We start from the raw sequence: 20452 nt of genomic DNA, 5'->3' as shown, positions 1-20452 counted from the left end.
TTATTTGAAATAGGGTTTGGCAAATTCTATAAAATATGGCCAGTTAGGCACTACGGTATGACCGCCCTCGTGTATTCTAAAAACGAGTTTACCTTCAGATAAAAACTCCCCAACTTGAGGAAATTCAGTTTTTGACAGTGCTTTTTCATCATAGATTTCATAAGCAGGACTCGCGTGGACTCCGGCTAAAAACATCCCTTTGGCGTCTATCCAATTACCTTCAACTTTAGGATCTCCACTACTGATAAAAACAGGTCGTGGCGCTGCAAGCGCAATTAAATGATGTGCATCTACCGGAAGGTCTTTTGTTTCTAAAGGACCGCCGTATTTTATAAAACTGGGAGCAAACCAGTGGTATTGTGAAGTGGAGACCAAATTCTCTACCTGTTCTCCGAAATTCCTTCTCAATATTTTAGTACCACCTGCACCGGCAGAACCTATAAATCCAACAGCAAATCTATCATCGTAGGCCATAGTGACCATTGCAGCTTTCCCGTAGCGGGAAAGTCCTTCTATAGCCACCTTTTTTGAATCAACTTTTGAATGATTTTCGAAATAATCAAGCGCACGGCCGGCACCCCAGGCCCAGGCTTTCAAAGCGCCCCAATCATCTAATTTTCTCGGTTCGCCTTTATTCACTAACCCAATGATTCCTTGTCTAAGTCCGGCGCCGTTGTCGGCTTGATAACTTGTCGGGATCAGGCTGGCGTAACCCCAATTCTGAGCCAGTAATTGTTCATGCCAGGGTGTTTCCTGATCAGGCTCAGGGAAAAACCCAGCGGGAAAATTCCAGTCGAATTTCAAGATTACCGGCACTTTTTTATCTGTATTTTTAGGAAGGGTCAGGGTCATTTCAATTTCAACCTCGATCTCTGGGTAAGCAGAGTTATCTACCACTCCCAGAAGTTTCTCAACCTGCACCGGGTATTCACCAATAACTGAATCTTTTCTGGAAACAACTTTCCAGTTTACAGCTGGGATATTTTTAGGGAATCTTCCATAGACTTCCGCATTAAAATCTTCTTTGATCTCCTGTCTCCGTTTTTCCCATTCAGAAACTGAAGTGACTTTAGATCCATCTTTAAGAACCAAAAGTTCGGGCAAGCTATAATCTACAACTTTAGATTCATCGCAATTTGCGGCATTAGGATCATTCGGATTTCCCGAAGGTCCGGGTCGCAAGGATGCTATTCCTAATTCCTTCAGCATCAGCTGATGGTCCTGCGCACTTAAACGATAAATACTGTCCCGCTCCTCCTGAGAAAACTGCGCCATCGATTGATTAACGCAGCCAAAAAAAACGATAATGACAAATAATTGTTTCATTTTAAATATTTTACAGGAGGAGAAACCTGTACTAATTTGTAATCACAAAGCCGCCCTGGGGTTGAATGGTTACTTCAAATTTTCCTCTTTTTTGTTTGATTTCTTTCTTTTCAGTTTTCCCTTTCTTAGAGTCATTAATAATATTGAATGTACTTCCTTTCAGTTCAGGAAGGGAAAAGCTCAGCTTTTTTGCTTCTTTTGACGCATTGATTCCAGCGATATACCATTGCTCCTTATGCCTTCTGGCTATTACGCTATACTCGCCCGGGTATCCTTCAATAAAAATGGTTTCATCCCAGGTGGTAGGAACGTTTTTCATAAAGTCCATGGCAAATTCCGGAGCGTCTTCTAGATTATTTGGTGTTAAAGCGAAGAATTGAACCGGCGTCTGAAATAAAACTGCAGTTGCCAGTTGAAAAGCATCAGAGGTTCTCCTAAAGTTTCCGCCGTCATTGGTTCGATTGTAGCGTTCGTTTAGAACAGTTCCGCCAAAATCCATACTTCCCACCGTATTCCTTATAAAAGGATGAATGGCAGCACTTCGGGCTTCCTGGTCATTTGCATACTGACTAAACATTAAATTTTCTGAAGCAAGAACAGCTTCAGTACTTATAAAATTAGGGTACATTACCTCCCAACCTCTTGGAATTGTGGCGCCGTGAAAGATCATCATTAACCCGTGATCATTGGCATCGGACATTATATCCTCGTAAAGCTGAATGGTCTCTTGTTTATCACCTCCCATAAAATCAACTTTCAGACCTTTTACCCCGCTTTCCTGCAACCACTGCATTTCCTTTTTACGGGTTATAGCCCGGTGCATTTTATTCCGTGGAGTCATAGGTGCGTCATTGGCAACGCCGTTGGAATTGTACCACAAAAAAACATCAACGTTCTTGCTATTGGCGTAATCAATGAGCTCTTCTATCCTGTCGTAGCCGATATTCTGGTCCCAAAGCGCATCAATCAAAATGTATTCATAACCCATTTTAGCAGCGAAATCTATGTAAGTCACCTGGTCATCATAATTCATACTTGCATCCTGCCACATAATCCAGCTCCATACACCGCGCCCGAAATTATAATCCTGTGAGGCTTCGTAAAGCGGCTTCACCACATCAAAAGGAATGGTGGTTTCCACAATTGGCTTTAAACTTTCACCAATTGTGATAGTTCTCCAGGGAGTGCTAAACGGAAGGGAAATTGCGGCTCCGGTTGATCCAAAATCATTATTTTCAGTACTATCGGGAAAAGCAATCGTATATTCCCCTTCAGCATTTGGATCGCTGAGATGAGCGCCCACGTAGGTGCCGTCCACTCCGGTTTCAGAAAGTAGCACCCAATGATCTTCGGTTTTAAATAAACCCGGAAAGGTATAACCAAGATTATTGGCAGAAGCTTTCGTAATCTCCTGATCTAAATAATAGCCCTCTTCGTAACTGGGTTTGGTACGCTGAAAACCTACCATAGATTTAGACTGAGGCGTAAGGAAACTTTTTGCCGTATTTGGAAAATTGAATCCGGTAAATTCTTTCGTCACCACGTGGGCTATGGTATCGCTGTATTTTTGAAGATGGTATCTAAACGCGATATCATTATTACTAACCTGGAAAATTACATCCATTTTTTGCCCTTTTTGAGTGGTAAAAGTGGCGGTTAGTTCCTGTGCGTTATAATTAATCTCTGAATCTTTAAGTTTTTTGGATTCATAACTCTTTTCTACGGAATTGGTTTTACTCCCTTCAAAACTTAAACCTTCAGAATAATCTGAAATATTTGTTTTTAGTCCCAGTCTGGATTTTTCCAGCACCACTTTATTATTGTAGAAAACAGAATAGGTTGGTACTCCAGCTTCCAGGTGTACTTCTAATCTTACAGCATCATCGGGACTCTGGATGGTTGCTTCCTGTGCAACAACAAACGGAAAAATGCTTAGCAGGCAGATAAATAAAAAGACTTTTTTCATTTCTAATTTCAAATTTTGTAGGGTTATTTTGCTGCAGCCAGTTCTATAAGTTCCTTCACAACAGGTTTTGGATTATTTTCACGATCGAATAGCAACGGATAATCGGTTCTTCCTCTCACCGGCCAGTTATTCTTCCAGGAATTCCCGTCATTCACTCCCCAAAGGGCAACCCTTTCAATTTTATCCTGATGTTTTAGGAACAGTTCAAAAAATTCTACATATCTCTTTGTGAATTGTTGCTCAACATCGGCTGGCAGACCATTAGGAAAGGGATTCATTTTATCTTCATACTCATAATTATCTGAGATTTCTGCGCCGGCATCACCCCAGGGTGACGGTAAGACACTAAGATCTAATTCAGTGATCATCACTTTCCCCAGGTTTCCATATGCTTCCAGACTTTTTTCAAATTCACGAATATCAGGATGGTTTAATCCAATATGTCCCTGCATTCCTATTCCATTTACGGTAATGCCCTCCTTTTCCAGCTTTTCTACCATTCTCACTACCCCGGCACGCTTTCCTGGCATTGCCATAGAATAATCATTGTAATAAAGCTGGGCTTCAGGATCGGCTTCGTGTGCAAATTCAAAGGCCAGTTTTATAAAATCTTCACCTAAAATTTGATAGAACTTGCTATTTCTATAATTCCCGTCATCTTCTATAGCCTCATTAACCACATCCCAGGAATGAATTCTGCCTTTATACCTGCCCACCACGGTATGAATATGATCTTTCATTCTTTGGGTAAGCACTTCCTTAGACACCGTATTTCCATCTTTATCGACAAAAAACCAGTCAGGAGCCTGGGAATGCCATATCAAGGTGTGCCCGTGGATATGCATATTATTTTCCTCGCCTATTTTCACAAATTCATCGGCAAGTTCAAAATTGAACTCCCCTTCTTTCGGTTGAATTCGTGCACTTTTCATAATATTTTCGGCAACAATAGAATTGAAATTCTCTGTCGCAACTTTAAGTTCTTCAGGCTGCCTTCCCATAATTTGCCAGGCATTGAGCGTAGTACCTATATAAAATTTATCTTCAAAAGCTCCTTTTAATGTTTTAACTTCAGTCTGATAAGATAAAGAATCTTTTTCCTGGCTTCTGCAATTAACAAATGTTAAACTAACACTTATAAAAAAAAGAAAAGTTAGTGCCCTGTTATTTTTCATAACGCTTGATAATGGTTAAACTTTAGTTATAGATTCTTTATTTTTTACGGTAGTACAATATGTGTAACACCAAAATTTCGGGACCTTCTGTAATAACTTAAATAAAAATCATGATCATCCTGAACCCAGAATGATCATACCTTAAATATCCGTAATTTATCTAATATTTAAAATATTCTGAAATTAATTAATATTTCACAATTTAAGATAAAAAGTTACTCATTAAAGCTTATCTACTAAACTTTTTACCTTTTGTACAATTCATTTAATTACAACCTACACTTTCCTCAGCATAATCAGCAAACCACTTTTTTGCAGCATTGGCACATGCTTCGGGATCATTATTATAAGCCACTCCCCTATCAGGATCTCCCTCATGGATAAGATTCTCGGGAGCCAGCAAGTTCCAGCTTACATTGCCACTTTCATCGGCAAGAGCTTTAAAATTGGCTCCAAAACCCCAGGCCCCGGCTTCACCTGTTACACCGCCTTCCCCCCAGGCACTATATCCATCTGGCGCCCAGTCTATCTCTGTAATAGCTATGGGTGCAAAATCTGCAACCGGTTGAATATTTTCATGCCAGTTCTTCCTAAAGGTTCCCGGATCATTATTATCCATTCCCCAATATCCCGGATAGATATGTACTGAATATCCTATGTTATTTCCCTCAATAGGATTATTTGCGTAACCTTTATAATGAGACTGATATCCAGAACCGGGAATCCATATTACATTTTGAAATCCATTTTCTCGAATCATCTCAACTAAAGGCTGAAAAAACATTTTTAATTTATCAAAATGAGGTTGAGAATTGCTTCCCCATTCTCCATTAGTACCCAGTATGTGGATAGGTTCATTCGCCAGTTCAAACATTAAGTGGTCGTAACTCTTTAACTTTTCATGACTTGAGAGATAGTTCCATACTGTTTTAAGGTATTCATGATATTCATCTCCAACATCAATCCTTTCTGGGCATACTCCGGGTGGTCTAAGGATAATATACATTCCGCGGGATCTTGCATGCTCAATTAAAGGAATAATAACATTATTAACTCCCTCTACAAACCTGTCAAAATTAAATTGGGAAATGTCATTTTCGCCACCTACTTCAGCGCCCGGTTTATTTGACCAATAAGGATCTATGTGTAAGCGTACCATATTAAGATACCAGCCGTCATTATCCTTATTGGTCAATTTATCCATGACTTTCTTATTATACTCCAGTGCTCCCTGAACATCATAATTGTTCCATCTCCATTCCCCCACATGTCCGCCGTTAAACCAGGGATTGGGAGTCATAGCTACCCCATGAAGTAAAACTTCTTCTCCACAGGAATTTTTTAAAAACCTTCCTTCTACATTTAATTTGGATGTACTTAAGGGCCATTCAAAATTCACTGATGTATCTTCTTCTGTCTCATCTTCCCCATCATCTTCCTCTATGGGGTTTTCTTCGTTAGCCTCTTCTTTCGGCAGGGACGAATCATCAGTTGAACATCTCACCAACACAAATAGCAAAATGAATAGAAATATTCCTCTTTTAAATGGGCTGGTTAAAGACATTACTTCTTATAGATTTTGAAGAGCTTCAGCAAAACTTGCATAAGCCGGTTTTCTAGAAAAATTAAGATCCCAAAGACTCTGTCTTTCGCCAGGCATCCAGTTAGCATCATCAGAACTGTCCTGTACTCCCCATACGGTTACACCGTATCGTTGATTCGCCGGTACATTTTCAGCATAACTATCCACAACATACTTATACATTTCGGCTTGTTTTGCTAACATTTCTGAAGTGGGTTCGCTACTATTTACAGCTACATCGAGTTCAGAAACCTTTACAAGTTTTCCTGTAGCCGCAAGTAAACGGAACATCTCATCAATTTTCTCTTTTGAAGTATTAATGTTGATATGCATTTGAGTACCGATTCCATCTACCGTTGCCCCCTGACTTTCAATATATTCTACAAAATCAATGATACCGCGGGTCTTGTCCAGATTATATTCAAGATTATAATCATTGATAAAAAGCAGATCCCCTGGATTACCGTATTTACGTGCCAATTCAAAAGCCTTAACAGCATAATCCTTACCCAAATAATCCTGCCAGTAGAATTCATCTGCCGCTAGTTCTTTTCCAGCACCTGTTTTTAGTTCAAAGGGATTCCCATCATCCATAGGCTCATTTACTACATCCCAGGCATGTACATAGTCTTTGGAAACTTCCATCATGCCCGCAATCCATCTTTCCATTTCGTTTGTAATAATTTCTTCCTTTTCTTCAGGTGTTTTCTCTGTACCTCCAGGGTTTACACGGGAAAGCGTTACGTCATCAATATAAACTGTTCCTGCAAACTGACCATAGTCAATAATAAATCGCTCACGGTCCTCCTTGGTTATTGTTGTCTGCAAAGTATACTCCTTCCATTCTTCCGATACATTGAATGAGCCAAGCGGATCACTGGAGTAATCAGATGGCGATTGTATCGCGGCACTAAGAGTACCGGCAGTATTTGCCTTTACTTTAAAATTCAGTACATAAGTTGACTCCATTTCCAATGTAGGTAAATCATAGGCAATCTGTGCCTCCCAGGGATTTACAGCCGAAGGATTCGTAAAGGTAAAAGCATATCCTGTATCACCAAAGCCCCCACCTTCTGCCGAGCGCTCCCTTGTAGAACCATTTCCCCAGCCAGCCCAGCCGTCGATACCAGTTTCAAAATCAGAATTGGTAATTACGCTTGGATCCAATCCGGGACCACCACTGCCTTCCTCGTTATATTTCTTCAGGCTTATGTTATCAAAGTAATAAGTAGTGGCAACATTACCGAGGTTAAAAGCAATTGTACTTGCCCCTGCAACTTCTTCAGAGACTACAATTTTTTTGGTAAAAGTAGTCCATTCAGGTGTGGCGCTAATAGCACCAAAAAAATCCCAGTGTTTATACTCATAAGGTTGAATATGAGCCTGGGTAGCAAAAGAGGCAGCCACATCTGAGCGAACATCCATACTAAGTTCATATTCTTCCCCTACCTCCATAGGCGGAGAGAACTTTAAAAAGAACTGGCTGTCCCATTCGTTTTCCCGAGCTTCTTCATTGGTCACTTTCAATGCCCTGCCATCACCACCTGAGCCTTCTCCGTCAGCCGTAAAAGAAACAATAGCATTAGCGCTACTCTCATAATTTGCTGCTTCATCTGTTTCAAAGTAAGCATCGGTAACCACCTCCCAGATAGGTCCACCTTCTGTTTTCGTTGGTGCAATAGTGCTGTTTAGATATTCAGCATTCTGGTTAGCATGCCATACAAGAGTATGCCCGTAAACAGATAAACCAGCCGCATTTGCAGTTTCGAGAAACTCTTCCACAGCAGCCAGGTTAAGGTTCCCGTTTTTTTGTAACACGGCCCCGTGTTTCATTCCATATCCCGGAGTAACTTCTTCAAAATTTAAATTGATCAAACGATACATTAGTCCTTCCGAATTATAATCTGAAATACTAACTGCTGCGCCCAAAATAAAGTCTGAAGAATCTTCTCCTAAGTATGTCTTTAAAGCCTCGTAACTATTTAACTCCTCCTGGAGCGCTACACTTTCCGGTTTTTCGACCTGAAAGTCGAGTGGTTCATAATCTGTACAAGAGGTCACTAAAGATAATCCCAGTACACAGATACCTATTTTATATAGACTTTTCATCCCATTTAGATCTTAAATATTAAACATTTATTCGAGTACAGGAGTAAAGAGCTCCATCTCTACACCTCTATTTCTCATCACTAAAGTATCTGTTGTTGAAACCCGAAAATCATCCAAATCAACTTCATAATTGAGATAAATGGCATCCCGGTCCTGATTTCCCCAACTGTTTTCTTCTCCATCTTTTACAAATTCTCCACTACCAGTAACAGAAAAATCAGTAGAATTAGTACCAACAGTAATGGTTCCATCTTCATCAAAAGTGAGTATAAGCGGCACTTCTATATTGGTTCCATCACTGGATTTAAAAGTCACAGGAAAAAGAACTTTATTTAAAGACTGAGTAGTAAGCAGTACCACTTCATCATCAACCACAAACTCTTCACCTCTTACAATAGTTTGATCAAGATTAGCATTCCCATTCTTACCAACAATAACATCTTCTCCTCTGCGAAGGTAATACCCGTGTAATTGATTAATATATTTTACAGCGTACAGTACAAAATCTTTAGGCTGGACAGACCAATCACTTGCCACGGTTCTTCTTCCATCTGCAACTAATGGTTTTCCTGACAAAATAGAATCTGCATTTTGAACATTGGTCATTCTCACCGGAATCACATAATTTCTATGAATAGCCAATGGATCTGCAAAAAAAGCTTCGGTGAGTTGAACCTGAACACCGCCCACAATTTTCCCTTTAGGAATTATAATTTTATCGGCTACGATGTTATAGTAGTTCCCAGGCATTGATAGAATATCTCCAGCTCCTTCAAACGCTAACCCATCAACAAGGCTGTTATCTACAGTGATATCAACGGTAACATCAGCTGGATTTTCATAGACTCCCCCGGTCGTAGCCATAATCTGGAATTTCCATTCATTATCTAATGAAGTATCAAAGATATCTTCTCCCAAGGTTATGGTCCTTACAGGATATTGATGAGCGAAGTAAACCGTCTGGTATTCAAAATCGGGGAATTCCCAGTCCTCATTCTCGCATGAAGCGAACAGAATTGAGATAAATAGGAACAAGGTTAATTTAGTTATATTTTTCATGAGTTTTCATTTTAATTTTATATACAATTCCTGTGCAACCAATTTAATTGATTCTTACCACCCCATATTCTGGGTTAAACCAAATTTTAATACCTCGCTATACGGAATTGGCCCGTAGATCATATAATCTGAATAAAGTCTTGGTTCAACAGAAATAACCTCATGATTTCCATCCTCAATCCTGTCTCCAAATGCCATTTCTGAAAGGTCTTCATTCCATCTACGCAAATCCCAAAAACGGAAGCCCTCAAAACTTAGTTCCAGTCTTCTTTCATTTCTTATTAATTCCCTCATTGCATCCTGGTCTCCTTTTATAGACTCAAGATAAAGATCACCACCATTAGCACTTAATCCAGCCCGCTCACGAATTGCTCTTATCACATCATAAGCTGAATAAGAATTACCGCCTGTTCCCATTGGCCCCCAGGCTTCATTTGCTGCCTCTGCATAATTCAAATAAATTTCAGTATACCTGATTAACGGATTAATGTGCCTTTGCTGATTGACACTTTGAGGGTCAAGATTCACATCTTCCCTTAGCAGTTTGCGAAGGTAATAGCCTGTACGAGTAGAGGACTCGACTATGTTCAAACCATCAATGGTTCCGCCATCAACTGCGGTTATGATTGTTTCATCAAACGGCCCCATTTGACTACCATTCACTACTATAAAAGCAGTAAGACGGGGATCTCGGTTCACATATGGGTTTGCAGGATCATAACCACTATCGGGGTGATCAATTGGGTAACCATTTGCCATAGGAAATGCGTTGACCAGGTTTTGAGTAGGGTTTACCAGACCATCTCCAAAAAGTGAGGGTGGATAAAGTTGTTCTTCAAGTGTGCTACTTGGCCCTGGCATATTTGCTCTCCACAAAATCTCAGGGGGATTTAAACCGGCAGCAAGATTATCAATCACTCCTCCATCATTGTACCAGGTAAGACCGTCTGGATCAAGACCTCCATCTCCTCCGTTCCTGTCTAATACATCTGCCGCATAATTAGCCGCATCTGCCCAGGTTGTAGAAGTACCTTGATTAAAAGCAGGGCTTGCTGCAAGTAAAGCTGCTCTGGAACGGATACCAAGAGCAACTCTCTCGGTCATGCGTAAACGATTAGTTTTACCTAATACGCGGTTATAGTCATTGACTCCCGCTCCCATATTCACGTATTTTGCAGGAATGCCATCCTGATTTCCAATGTCTTCATAATCCAAGGGAAGCAATTCTATAGCCTTTTCTATATCACTATAAATTTGCTGTATACCTTCTTCAAAAGTAGCTCTTTGCAGACTTGAAAAATCTGTAGAAGCATCTTGTGGCTCTAACATAATTGGTACTCCCAAAAGTTGTCCCCCGGCCATTCCACCATGAGCCTGTAGCAATCTATGCATAAAGTAAGCACGTAGACCGTATACCTCACCTTTAGTACGATCTTTAAACATTTGGTTTACGGCTGGATTTTCGGCATATGTAACGGTATCTGCCTTAGATAGCATTAAGTTCAAATATTGGATTGCTGCAAAGGAATTTTGCCACTGGTCTACAGGGTTAAAATTTTCAGCCCATTGCCCTGTGGCCATGTTAGAGTAATTATTATCCTCGTCACTACTTACAGCGTCATCTGTAGCCATTTCACTAAATGACCATCCACCGGGCAGCCTGGTATAACCATTGTAAAGCAAACCAAGTGCAAAACCCGGCTCATCCTGAATATCGCTCAGATCCCGATTGTTTTCAATTGCCGGCTCAAGAAACTCCTTTTCACATGAGGAGAATACCAGCACAACCGAAACAAAAAACAGTATTTTCTTATACATAATTTAATTTTTAAAATTCATTAAAATAAGGCTTTAACACCAAGATTAAAAAAGCGGGTCTGTGGAGCACCTCCTATATTTAATTCCAGAATATCTCTATTAGGAGCGATCGTTAAAAGGTTAGCGCCATTTACGTAAACTCCAAATTCTTTAAGGAAATCACCATTAACTATGCTCTCCGGGAATGTATAAGAAACCTGAACCCGTGCAAGATCAAAACGGTTGGTACTGTAAGTCCAGAAATCTGAATTTCTGAAGTTGTTATTACCTCCCGAAGTTGTTAAACGGGGAAAAGTAGCAGTATCCATAGTCTCTGGAGTCCAACGATCTCTAACAACCTCAGAATATTTATCCTGGCCATTTACCCAGAAATAATTATTGTCTTTCATACCTATTGCACCCGAACGGGCAACTCCCAGAGCAAAGAAGGTGAAGTTGTTCCATTTTGCTGTAAGGTTAACACCTGCGGTAAATGGCGAGCCATACCAGCCCCCTCTTCCAAGGTATACCTCATCCTGTGAATTAATTACCCCATCTGCATTTTGGTCCTTATATTTAATATCCCCAGGTTGAACTTCACCAAATGCTGGTTCTGGTGAATTGGCAATATCTTCTGTACTCTCAAAAAAACCATCACTTTCCAGACCCCAAATAGCATCCAGCGGCCTGCCCTGCCTGTTCTGGTATTCATCTTCATAGAATTCGGCTCGTTTGGAAGCTTCGGTAGTGAAATAAGTACCTACCAGTCCTAAAGACCAATCTACCTGCCCAATTTGCTTATTAAAATTTACACCGAAATCAAAACCAGAACGTAGATCTTCGTTATAATTTACATATGGGATAAAAGAAGAATTAGGCCATCCTGTTTGAAAATAACTAGGATACAAAACCGAGAGTTGATCTACAAGACCAGTCATCTTGCTCATAAAAACATTTCCATTCACTACCAGCATATTGTCAAAAAAGGAAGCATCCAGCCCCACACTTATTTCTTCCCGCTTTGGTAACTTCATATTTGGATTCGCACCACGACGGGAATCGGTACTTTGTGCGGGCGCAGATAAGTCTGCCCATCCATACCAAGCTCCGTCTGTTTGTGTATAGATAGCTTCATAAAGGTAGTAATCAGAAATATCAAGATCTGTATGTAATATACCTGCCGAAACTGACAGCTTCAGGTCATCTACAATAGATGAAGACGACAGAAAGTCTTCTTCACTAATTCTCCAGCCTAACGAGAGCGTTGGAGAAAAGGCAGTCCTGTTATCTTCCGGTACCATGGTAGAGTATACCATTGCACCGTTAAATTGCGCATAGTACTTGCTCCTAAAGTCATAGCCTAAATGTAAACCAAGGTTCGCGTTATTTGTGCCCTGATATACACCAGAAGAAGATCGTTGAAATCCGCCTGCTATTAACATTGCTGAGATATTATGATCATTATCAAGCTGGGTTTGATAATTCAATTGTCCTGAAAAAGCAATTGTCTGGCGGTAAGAACTGTTGCTCACATTTAGATCCCCGGAACTAGCATCCTGTCCATACCGGGTTAAGTTGCTTATAAGATCTGTTCCTGCATAATTATTCCAGGCTGGTTCAAAAACTGCATAACTATTATTGAAAGCCTGAGTATACGAGGTTGCATAGTCTATCCCAAATAAAGAACTAAAGGTCAATCCCTCAAGCACATTTTGTAAGTCGGCATCCACACCGGCATTAAATTGAAATTGTCGGCTGTTGAATGTGTTGGAACCGCCGGCATATACATCTGCAATAGGATTGGTTTGATCCAGTTGAGTGCCTCCTAACAGATACCGCCCATTAATAAGGTTATCGGTACCCTCGACCAGGTTCCATGAAGTTAAATCATTTTCCTCAAGAAAAGTAATGGGAATAAGAGGTGTAAACCGGTTAGGCCTTATATTAGCAGCACCTTCCCAATAATTTGTATTAACCCCTACATTACTGGTAAAAATGGCAGCTAAATCTACATTGGCAGATATATAATCTGTAAGTTTCATATCCACATTCCCGCGCACATTGAACCTTTCATTTTTGTTGTTCTCAGCTTCACCGAAATTTAAAAGGGAGCCTTCTCTCATAAAACCCATGTTAGTATAGTACCTGGCTTTTTGATTTCCACCGGCAATTTCGAGTGTCCCATCATAAAGACTGTAAGCTTCCTGAAGGTAATCGGAAGAATAAAAATCAACATTGGGATATCGGTAAGGATTGTCACCTACAGCGTGATAATAAATTTCTTCCTCAGAATATAAAGCTTCAAGCCCATCATTAATTCTTGCTTCATTATAGAGTGTCATATATTCTGCAGACCCCAAATACTTCGGAAAACCTTTTGGAGTATGAAAACCGGCATTTACCCTAACATCAATTGTTTGTTCTCCAATATGGCCTCCTTTTGTAGTGATGAGTATAGCACCTTTAGCAGCCCGGCTACCGTACAACGCAACTGCAGAAATTCCTTTTAAAAAGCTGATCTGGTCAATTGCAGTGGGTTGTACACTATTTAAATCACGAGGTACGCCATCCACAAGCACGAGGTACTCGTTCATTCCCCACAAATTACCATGAAAACCAGGAACAAAGGCTTCCATATTTTCAAGTGGGTAAGTAATATAGTTTTTATCAAGTAATTCCGGCAAATTAACATAAGATATACCTCCTAAAAGGTCATCAACGTTTTCTTTTCGATACGCCACCTGAACGAGTTGTTCTACCTCTAGCACTATCTCTTGCAGTCCTGGTGTGGCGGTAACGAATTGGACTTCGTTACCCAAAGTGCTAATAGATAGTTTGGCATTTGGAGATACCTGCAGGGAAAAAATTCCCATGCTATCTGTCTGGGTGGAAATATTATCCTGCTCACTTGTAACAATAGCCCCTTTAACCGGCAAACCTTTTTGTGTTCGGATAAGGGTAGTTAAATCAAGTTTGGTGGCAGTTTGTGCGGAAAGTATCACAGGAAGTAAAACCGTAATAGCGCACAAAACAATTTTTAGTGTTATATGTTTCATTAGTTGGTGTTTCGACGTTAAGATCATTTAATACTTAAGAGTTAGGTCCTATTAATACCACTACCATCCGGGGTTTTGATAAAATTCAGGACAGATACTTACATCAGATACTTTTAAAGGCAACCAGTAATGCCTATCAGTGAAGTCACGTACAAGAATAACTTCTTCCTTAAGATTCACTACACGATTTTCTCGTGGATTTTCATAATCAAAGGATGCAGGTCTATCAAATTCATGGGAAGTTTTAATGGTATAAGGATATTCAGTCAACAATAACCAACGTCTAAGATCATTAAAACGATGTCTTTCAAAAGCTAATTCCACAGCACGTTCACGCCTCAATTCTGGCAAAAAGTCTTCTGCTGAAGCAGTAAATTTGCTATGAACAGGATCTACCCCCGCCCTGTCGCGAATAGTATTAACAGCTTCCAACGCTGTTTTACTAAAATTTGAAGATTTACCCGCGGGAGAACCATACCCTGTTAGGGAAGCCTCTGCATACATAAGGTATATATCTGCCAAACGCATATATGGCACCATAAGGTGAAGAGCATAGCCGTAATCGTACTCCCTATCATATTGATTTGCAGTAAGTGGAATAAATTTTTGGTTTACATAACCTGTTCGGCTTCCAAAATTCACATCTCGATAACTCCCTCCAGTATATAAATTTGCATAACGCACTGCATTTTCATTTACTTCGGGTGGTAATGATCCTTCTACAACCTGCACCCCATCATACAGTATATCATGATAAAATCGTGGATCACGACCTTCCCAGGGATGGGCAGGATCATATCCAGATTCAGGGTCAGCTTGAGTTATATCTTCTGGAAGAGGCATCCCATTCGCCATACCATAAAAACTTACGTAATTTGCCGTAGGTAAAAATTTGATATCCCCTCCTCCTACTACAGAAGGCAGATACTGTTTACTAATACCCCAGTTAGATCCATTTGCTTCAACATAAGGAGATCTAAAAATCGCTTCTGTACCTCCAGGAATAGCCCAGTTTTGGCCGGTAGTATAAAAGTTCTGGCTATATTCATCAAAAGGAAGAAGTGAATATTGGGTTTCGCCATTTTCAACCAGAGATAATAATTCACCAAAGGCAGATGCCGCCCGTTGACTATATTCATTGTTATATGAACGGCTTCCTGTAGACTCATAGTTCATTAAAGGGCTGGCAGCCCAAAGAAGGTTTTTACCCAGGTAACCCAGTGCCATTATTTTGTTAATGCGCAAATCATTCTTTCCTAGTGTACGTCTACCTACAACCGTATTGTCCCAGTTTACAGGCAAAAGATCGGCCGCCCTTCTAAAGTCAATCGCAGCCAATTCTGCAGTCTCATGGTAGCTAAGGCGGGGTTCGCAAATTTGCTCATCTGAAGGCAAGACTTCCTGTATATAAGGAAGACCTCCAAAATACTGGATCAATTGAAAATGAAACCACGCTCTAAAGAACAATAGCTGACCTTCAATTATATCTCTTTCTTCCTGCGTCGCATTTGTCATGAGATCCAAATTGGCAAGACCAATATTAGCTTTCCTAATTCCGTACCATGCAAGTGGCCATAAGCCCTTGTTCATTCTACCTCCAGCTACATTAGTATTGGCTCCATTTTTATCCATCCAGCCAGCTCCCCAGCCATCATGTTCTGCCTGCCAGCCCCAAAAGTTTCCGTCTTCAATTTTCACCCCAAAGTGGAAAGTATTTGCTGCAGATTGAATCTCATCATCTCCCCAATTGAATGAGGTGGTCCAGTAACTTGTAGTAAAGTTGGGAATAGCCATATAAAGCTCTTCAACAAATCCCTGATAGTTCTGGAAATTCTCAAAAGCGGCCTCTTCTGAGACAACCGATTCTGGTGTTCTCTCCAGATAGTCCTCACAGGAAACCATCATGAGCAATCCTATGAAAAAGCTGCTCTTAACAATTGTTTTTATATATGCTTTCATAAAAAACGATTTTAAAATGTAACGTTGAATCCTAGGTTAAACCTTTTAACTGTTGGGTATGCTCCTTGAGAAGCCCAACCTGTTCCCGCAAAGTTCGATTCCCTATCGTCTGGCATATCGGTCCACAGCAAAAGGTTATTACCATTTATATAAACACGAAGGTTTTGAAGACCAAAACTTTTTACCATATCGTGCTGAAAACGATAAGCAATTTCAGCATTCTTTAAACGGAGGTAGGAACCATCGTAGAAATAACGATTCCCAATATTGTATCCAGATACGACTGAATTCCAGCGTGGCATTGGTGTATCAGCATTAGGAGTATCTATTGACCAGTAAGTTCCCTGATCATAAACCCTGTTCGATTGACCAGCAAGGCTGTTGAATACCACCTGGCGGGTAACATTATTTACTCCATAGAACTGGGTAAAGATGCTAAAGCCTTTCCACTCAATCCCTACATTTGTGCTGTAGGTATTTTGAGGAACTCCCGAATATCCAAACGGAGCAGCATCAAAACTATCTATAACCCCATCCCCATTATAGTCAAGGATCTGGTAATTACCCGGAATTTTATTCAAGTTATTAGTATTATGAGTGGTACTCCCATAAAGTTCATCCCAGGTATTGTAGTACCCACTATTGATATGTGTGCGGGCCTGCCCCAGAGCATATCCTGCATCCTTTTGATAATCGGCTAACAATTGCGGATCATCTCTTTCCAGCACCTCATCTTCGGCATGGGTCATGGCAAAGTCTGCCCAAACATTCAACCCATTACTAAAGGTATGGTTCAAACCTAGAGTAATTTCATAACCCTGGGTTCTAACCCTTCCCAGGTTTGCTGCAGGAGCACCTGTACCAAAATAAGAAGGTATTGCTCTGTCACCCGACATTAGGATATCCTCCCGGTCATCTCTAAATATATCTACTGAACCATCTAAAAGACCTTTAAACAATCCAAAATCCATACCCAGGTTATACTTGTATACGGTCTCCCAGCGAACAAATGGGTTCCCTACCTGTTGCTGTATATACCAGGCATAAGGACTCAATTCACCTCCTTCGCCCACTAAACCAAGTTGAGAGTTCCCTCCGTACGCCCATTCATCCATATATAGAAAACGAGCACCTATATTATCATCCCCTACTTCTCCATAAGAGGCCCGTAACTTCAGCATGTCGAGGAAAGAAACAGATTGCATAAATTCTTCTTCAGTAATGGTCCACCCAATACCTCCGGAAGAGAAGAAAGCAAATCTGTATTCAGGAGCGAACTTTTCAGAACCATTGTAGGCTCCGTTATACTCCAGCATATATTTACTCTTATAATTATAGGTCGCCCTAAACACCCAATCTTCCCGATATGCGGGGATTCCGTTACCTCTTGCATCTTTTTGGCGGTTCATAAGTCCCATCAGGTTAAAATTGTGATCGTCTGCAATGGTGTTTGCATAATCCAACTTCAACTGATAGAAAATTTTACGCCATGTCAAATCATTATCTACAGTTCCGGTCGCAGGAGACCATCTTGGTCCAGGGTTATAAAAGTCAATTCCGGTTGTAGAACTAATTCCTTCTGCAAGGGTCACCTCTCCTGTTTCTGGATCAATCCACTTTTGCTGAGCATCGTTGTACAGGTCATTCACCCCTCTCTCATTTTCTATAAAGGTGTTATCAACGGCCAAAGTTCCATTGAACTTCAATCCTTTCAATATCATACCAAGATCCTGGTCCAGTACAAAGGTTGTAGAGATACGGGCAGTAGTTTCTTTCTCTACACCGCTAAGAGAAAGTATGCGCACAGAATTAAGTCCTTTTTGAGCATTTGGAGCATAGTATCCATAATTCCCATCAGAGTATCGCGGCATGAAAAGGGTTGGATCTCCATTATATGCAGCATCCCAGAACGGATACTCGTTACCACCACCCCATGGGCTTTTGCGAACCCCGTAGGTACCACCCAAATCTGTACGAAGTGTGGTTGTAGATGTAAGTTGAAAATCTAAATTACTTCGGAAGTTAAGACGGTTATATTCATAACCTGGATCATACCCCCGGTCATTTTCAAAATCTCTGAATAAATCCCCTTCATTCTGGAAATCGATAGTAGCAAAATATTTAACGAAATCTGTACCTCCACGGATGTTTACGTTAGCATTATAAGACATAGCATAATCCTTAAAGAGGGTCTTTTGCCAATTAACATCAGGATAACGCTCTCTTTCTGCCAGGTTGGCCGGATTACGATATTTATCCCTTATTTCTTCAGGAATCATTTGCCCCCAACTGGCGGGGTTAGTAGAAAGTTCATATTCGATAGCCCTGTTTCTTATACCTATAGCATCATAAGCATCATAGGTACCCGGTAACTTAGAAACCAACTTCATGGTAGAGCTAAAGTTTGCAGTGATTTCAGCCTTACCAGAAAGTCCTCTTTTTGTAGTTACAATAATAACCCCATTAGCCCCTCTGGAACCAAATACAGCAGTAGCCGATGCATCTTTTAAAACAGACATGGATGCAATTGAACTAATCGACATGTTATTAAAAAATTCGGGGCGCTCTACCCCATCCACCAGGATAAGGGGAGAGGTGCCATTCCAGCTATTCTGCCCCCTTATTACAATTTGAGGCGCTTCCCCACCTGGTAGCCCTGTACTGGCCGATGTTATTAACCCCGGCAATGCACCAGTTAGCGCAGAACCAACATCAGACACCCCTCCGGTACGCTCCAAAACTTCACCAGTAGTTTGAGTAACAGCTCCCACTACAGTTTCTTTTCTTTGTGTACCGTAGCCCACAATTACAACTTCTTCAAGCGCATCTTGATCTGGCTCAAGCACCACATTAACAACAGATTGTCCTGCCACTGATTTTTCTACAGTTCCAAACCCCACATAACTAAAAACAAGAACTGCATCTACAGAAGAAACCTCTAATGAGTAATTTCCATCTATATCTGTAGCAGTACCTTTTTCAGGAAACCCTTTTTCAAAAACATTAGCCCCAGGAAGACCAAAACCATCTATAGACGAGGTTACCGTTCCTGTTACAATAGCCTGTTGCTGAATTGGATTCTCCAATCCAACACCAAAACTGTCTACTCTATTGGCCGCTAATAGGGAGCCAGAAAAGAAAAATTTTAAAAATATCCCTAAGAAAATATATCTTATCAGATATGAAAATTTAAATAGATGTAAAGTCATATTGCCAAAGTGTTAATTTATGTTATAATATGAGTCTTTAGAAGTTTCTGCTACAAAACAAATGCACGAAAACGATTGAATTATAGTTTAGAATTAACCTCGATTTATTAGTGTAGATTTTACACTTAGTAAAAGTCATAAAGATTTTTAGATTTTCCAAATTTATTTTCACACAATTTTAACTACATGTAAACAACTAGTACATGAAGAATTGGAGTTATGAGGTTATGATTAAATTCAAATATGATAGAAATGTTAAATAAGTTTTATAATATTGCTTATTAAATACAAACTATGATTCACGATTACAGTTTTGAAGATAAAGTCTTGCTGGCTGTAGATTGTATAATTTTTGGATTTGATGAAGAAGATTTACAAATCCTTTTGATCAAGAGAGATTTTGAACCTGAAAAAGGTAATTGGTCCCTTATGGGAGGATTTCTAAAAAAAGACGAAGATCTTGACCAGGCTGCTAATAGAATTCTTCATCATCTTACCGGAATTAATAATGTCTATATGGAGCAGCTTTACAATTTTAGTAAAGTAAATCGTGATCCCGCAGAAAGAACATTGTCCGTGGCTTACTATGCGCTCATTAATATTGCCGAGCACAGACAGGAGTTAACAGAAAATTATTCGGCAAAATGGTTTAAAATATCCGACTATCCCAGCTTGATTTTTGACCATAACCAAATGGTTCAAAAAGCCATCGCCAGGCTTCGTTACAGAACCTCAACCAACCCTATTGGTTTTGAATTACTTCCTGAAAAATTTACAATGCGTCAATTACAGAAGTTATACGAGACCATCTTAAACGAAAAGTTAGATAAAAGGAATTTTATTAATAAAATCAAATCTTTGGATATTCTGGTGAAATTAAATGAAAAAGATATGGTTTCTTCTCGCAAAGGTTCTTTCCTTTATAAATTTGATGCAAAAAAATATAATGCAAAAGTGGAAGAAGGTTTTTCTTTCAGGTTGTAATAAATCTATTTTCTTTTGTTGTTATCCCTCACTTTAACCAGGCTAGGGTTCTAAAGCTTAACTGGGACTAATTTCAGCACCCTTTGATCTTCAACTTTACAAATCTAATATAAGCGGCTTTTTTGCCTTCTATCCCTAATTACTCAGACAAATACTTCGGAATAAAAGTAACATTTACTCGCTTAATTCAAAATTATCCTTCTAAAATGCCATTTTTGAAAGGTTTTATT

Annotated in this window: 11 protein-coding genes; 1 reads left to right on the top strand and 10 read right to left on the bottom strand. The window is 40.0% G+C overall.

Annotation, left to right across the window (positions count from 1 at the left end):
• From VS868_RS11070 to VS868_RS11025, 10 genes are all read right to left on the bottom strand, one after another.
• Window positions 1–1326, bottom strand: a complete 1326-nt coding sequence (locus VS868_RS11070) for an acetylxylan esterase (protein ID WP_345597465.1) — start codon at window positions 1324–1326, stop codon at window positions 1–3.
• 31 nt (window positions 1327–1357) lie between these two features.
• Window positions 1358–3292 (bottom strand): glycoside hydrolase family 97 protein, encoded by a 1935-nt coding sequence (locus VS868_RS11065; protein ID WP_266067817.1) that lies wholly within the window; start codon window positions 3290–3292, stop codon window positions 1358–1360.
• Between the two features lie 23 nt (window positions 3293–3315).
• Window positions 3316–4467 (bottom strand): endo-1,4-beta-xylanase, encoded by a 1152-nt coding sequence (locus VS868_RS11060; RefSeq protein ID WP_266067818.1) that lies wholly within the window; start codon window positions 4465–4467, stop codon window positions 3316–3318.
• A 265-nt stretch (window positions 4468–4732) separates the two neighbouring features.
• Complete coding sequence (locus tag VS868_RS11055) at window positions 4733–6031, bottom strand: cellulase family glycosylhydrolase (protein ID WP_345597462.1); 1299 nt, start codon at window positions 6029–6031, stop codon at window positions 4733–4735.
• A gap of 6 nt (window positions 6032–6037) precedes the next feature.
• Window positions 6038–8158 carry an endo-1,4-beta-xylanase gene (locus VS868_RS11050; protein WP_345597460.1) on the bottom strand — a complete coding sequence of 707 codons (2121 nt, stop codon included), beginning with the start codon at window positions 8156–8158 and terminating at the stop codon, window positions 6038–6040.
• A 27-nt stretch (window positions 8159–8185) separates the two neighbouring features.
• Entirely contained in the window at window positions 8186–9217 is a 1032-nt protein-coding gene (locus VS868_RS11045) for a DUF5627 domain-containing protein (RefSeq protein WP_266067821.1), read from the bottom strand.
• Window positions 9218–9271: 54 nt separating this feature from the next.
• Entirely contained in the window at window positions 9272–11035 is a 1764-nt protein-coding gene (locus VS868_RS11040) for a RagB/SusD family nutrient uptake outer membrane protein (protein WP_345597457.1), read from the bottom strand.
• Window positions 11036–11055: 20 nt separating this feature from the next.
• Window positions 11056–14070 carry a SusC/RagA family TonB-linked outer membrane protein gene (locus tag VS868_RS11035; RefSeq protein WP_345597455.1) on the bottom strand — a complete coding sequence of 1005 codons (3015 nt, stop codon included), beginning with the start codon at window positions 14068–14070 and terminating at the stop codon, window positions 11056–11058.
• 60 nt (window positions 14071–14130) lie between these two features.
• A complete protein-coding gene (locus tag VS868_RS11030; protein WP_345597453.1) occupies window positions 14131–16029 on the bottom strand; it encodes a RagB/SusD family nutrient uptake outer membrane protein in 1899 nt (632 codons plus the stop codon).
• A gap of 11 nt (window positions 16030–16040) precedes the next feature.
• Window positions 16041–19115: a SusC/RagA family TonB-linked outer membrane protein gene (locus tag VS868_RS11025; RefSeq protein ID WP_345597451.1), complete on the bottom strand. Its 3075-nt coding sequence runs from the start codon at window positions 19113–19115 to the stop codon at window positions 16041–16043.
• A 417-nt stretch (window positions 19116–19532) separates the two neighbouring features.
• Between VS868_RS11025 and VS868_RS11020 the strand changes: the two genes are divergently transcribed.
• Window positions 19533–20222, top strand: a complete 690-nt coding sequence (locus tag VS868_RS11020) for an NUDIX domain-containing protein (protein ID WP_345597449.1) — start codon at window positions 19533–19535, stop codon at window positions 20220–20222.
• The last annotated feature ends 230 nt before the right edge of the window (window positions 20223–20452 follow it).

Source organism: Salinimicrobium sp. 3283s, from assembly GCF_039602225.1.
Taxonomy (GTDB): domain Bacteria; phylum Bacteroidota; class Bacteroidia; order Flavobacteriales; family Flavobacteriaceae; genus Salinimicrobium; species Salinimicrobium profundisediminis.
The sequence above is the reverse complement of the archived record's forward strand: the minus strand, read 5'-3'. Positions and strand labels throughout refer to the sequence as shown.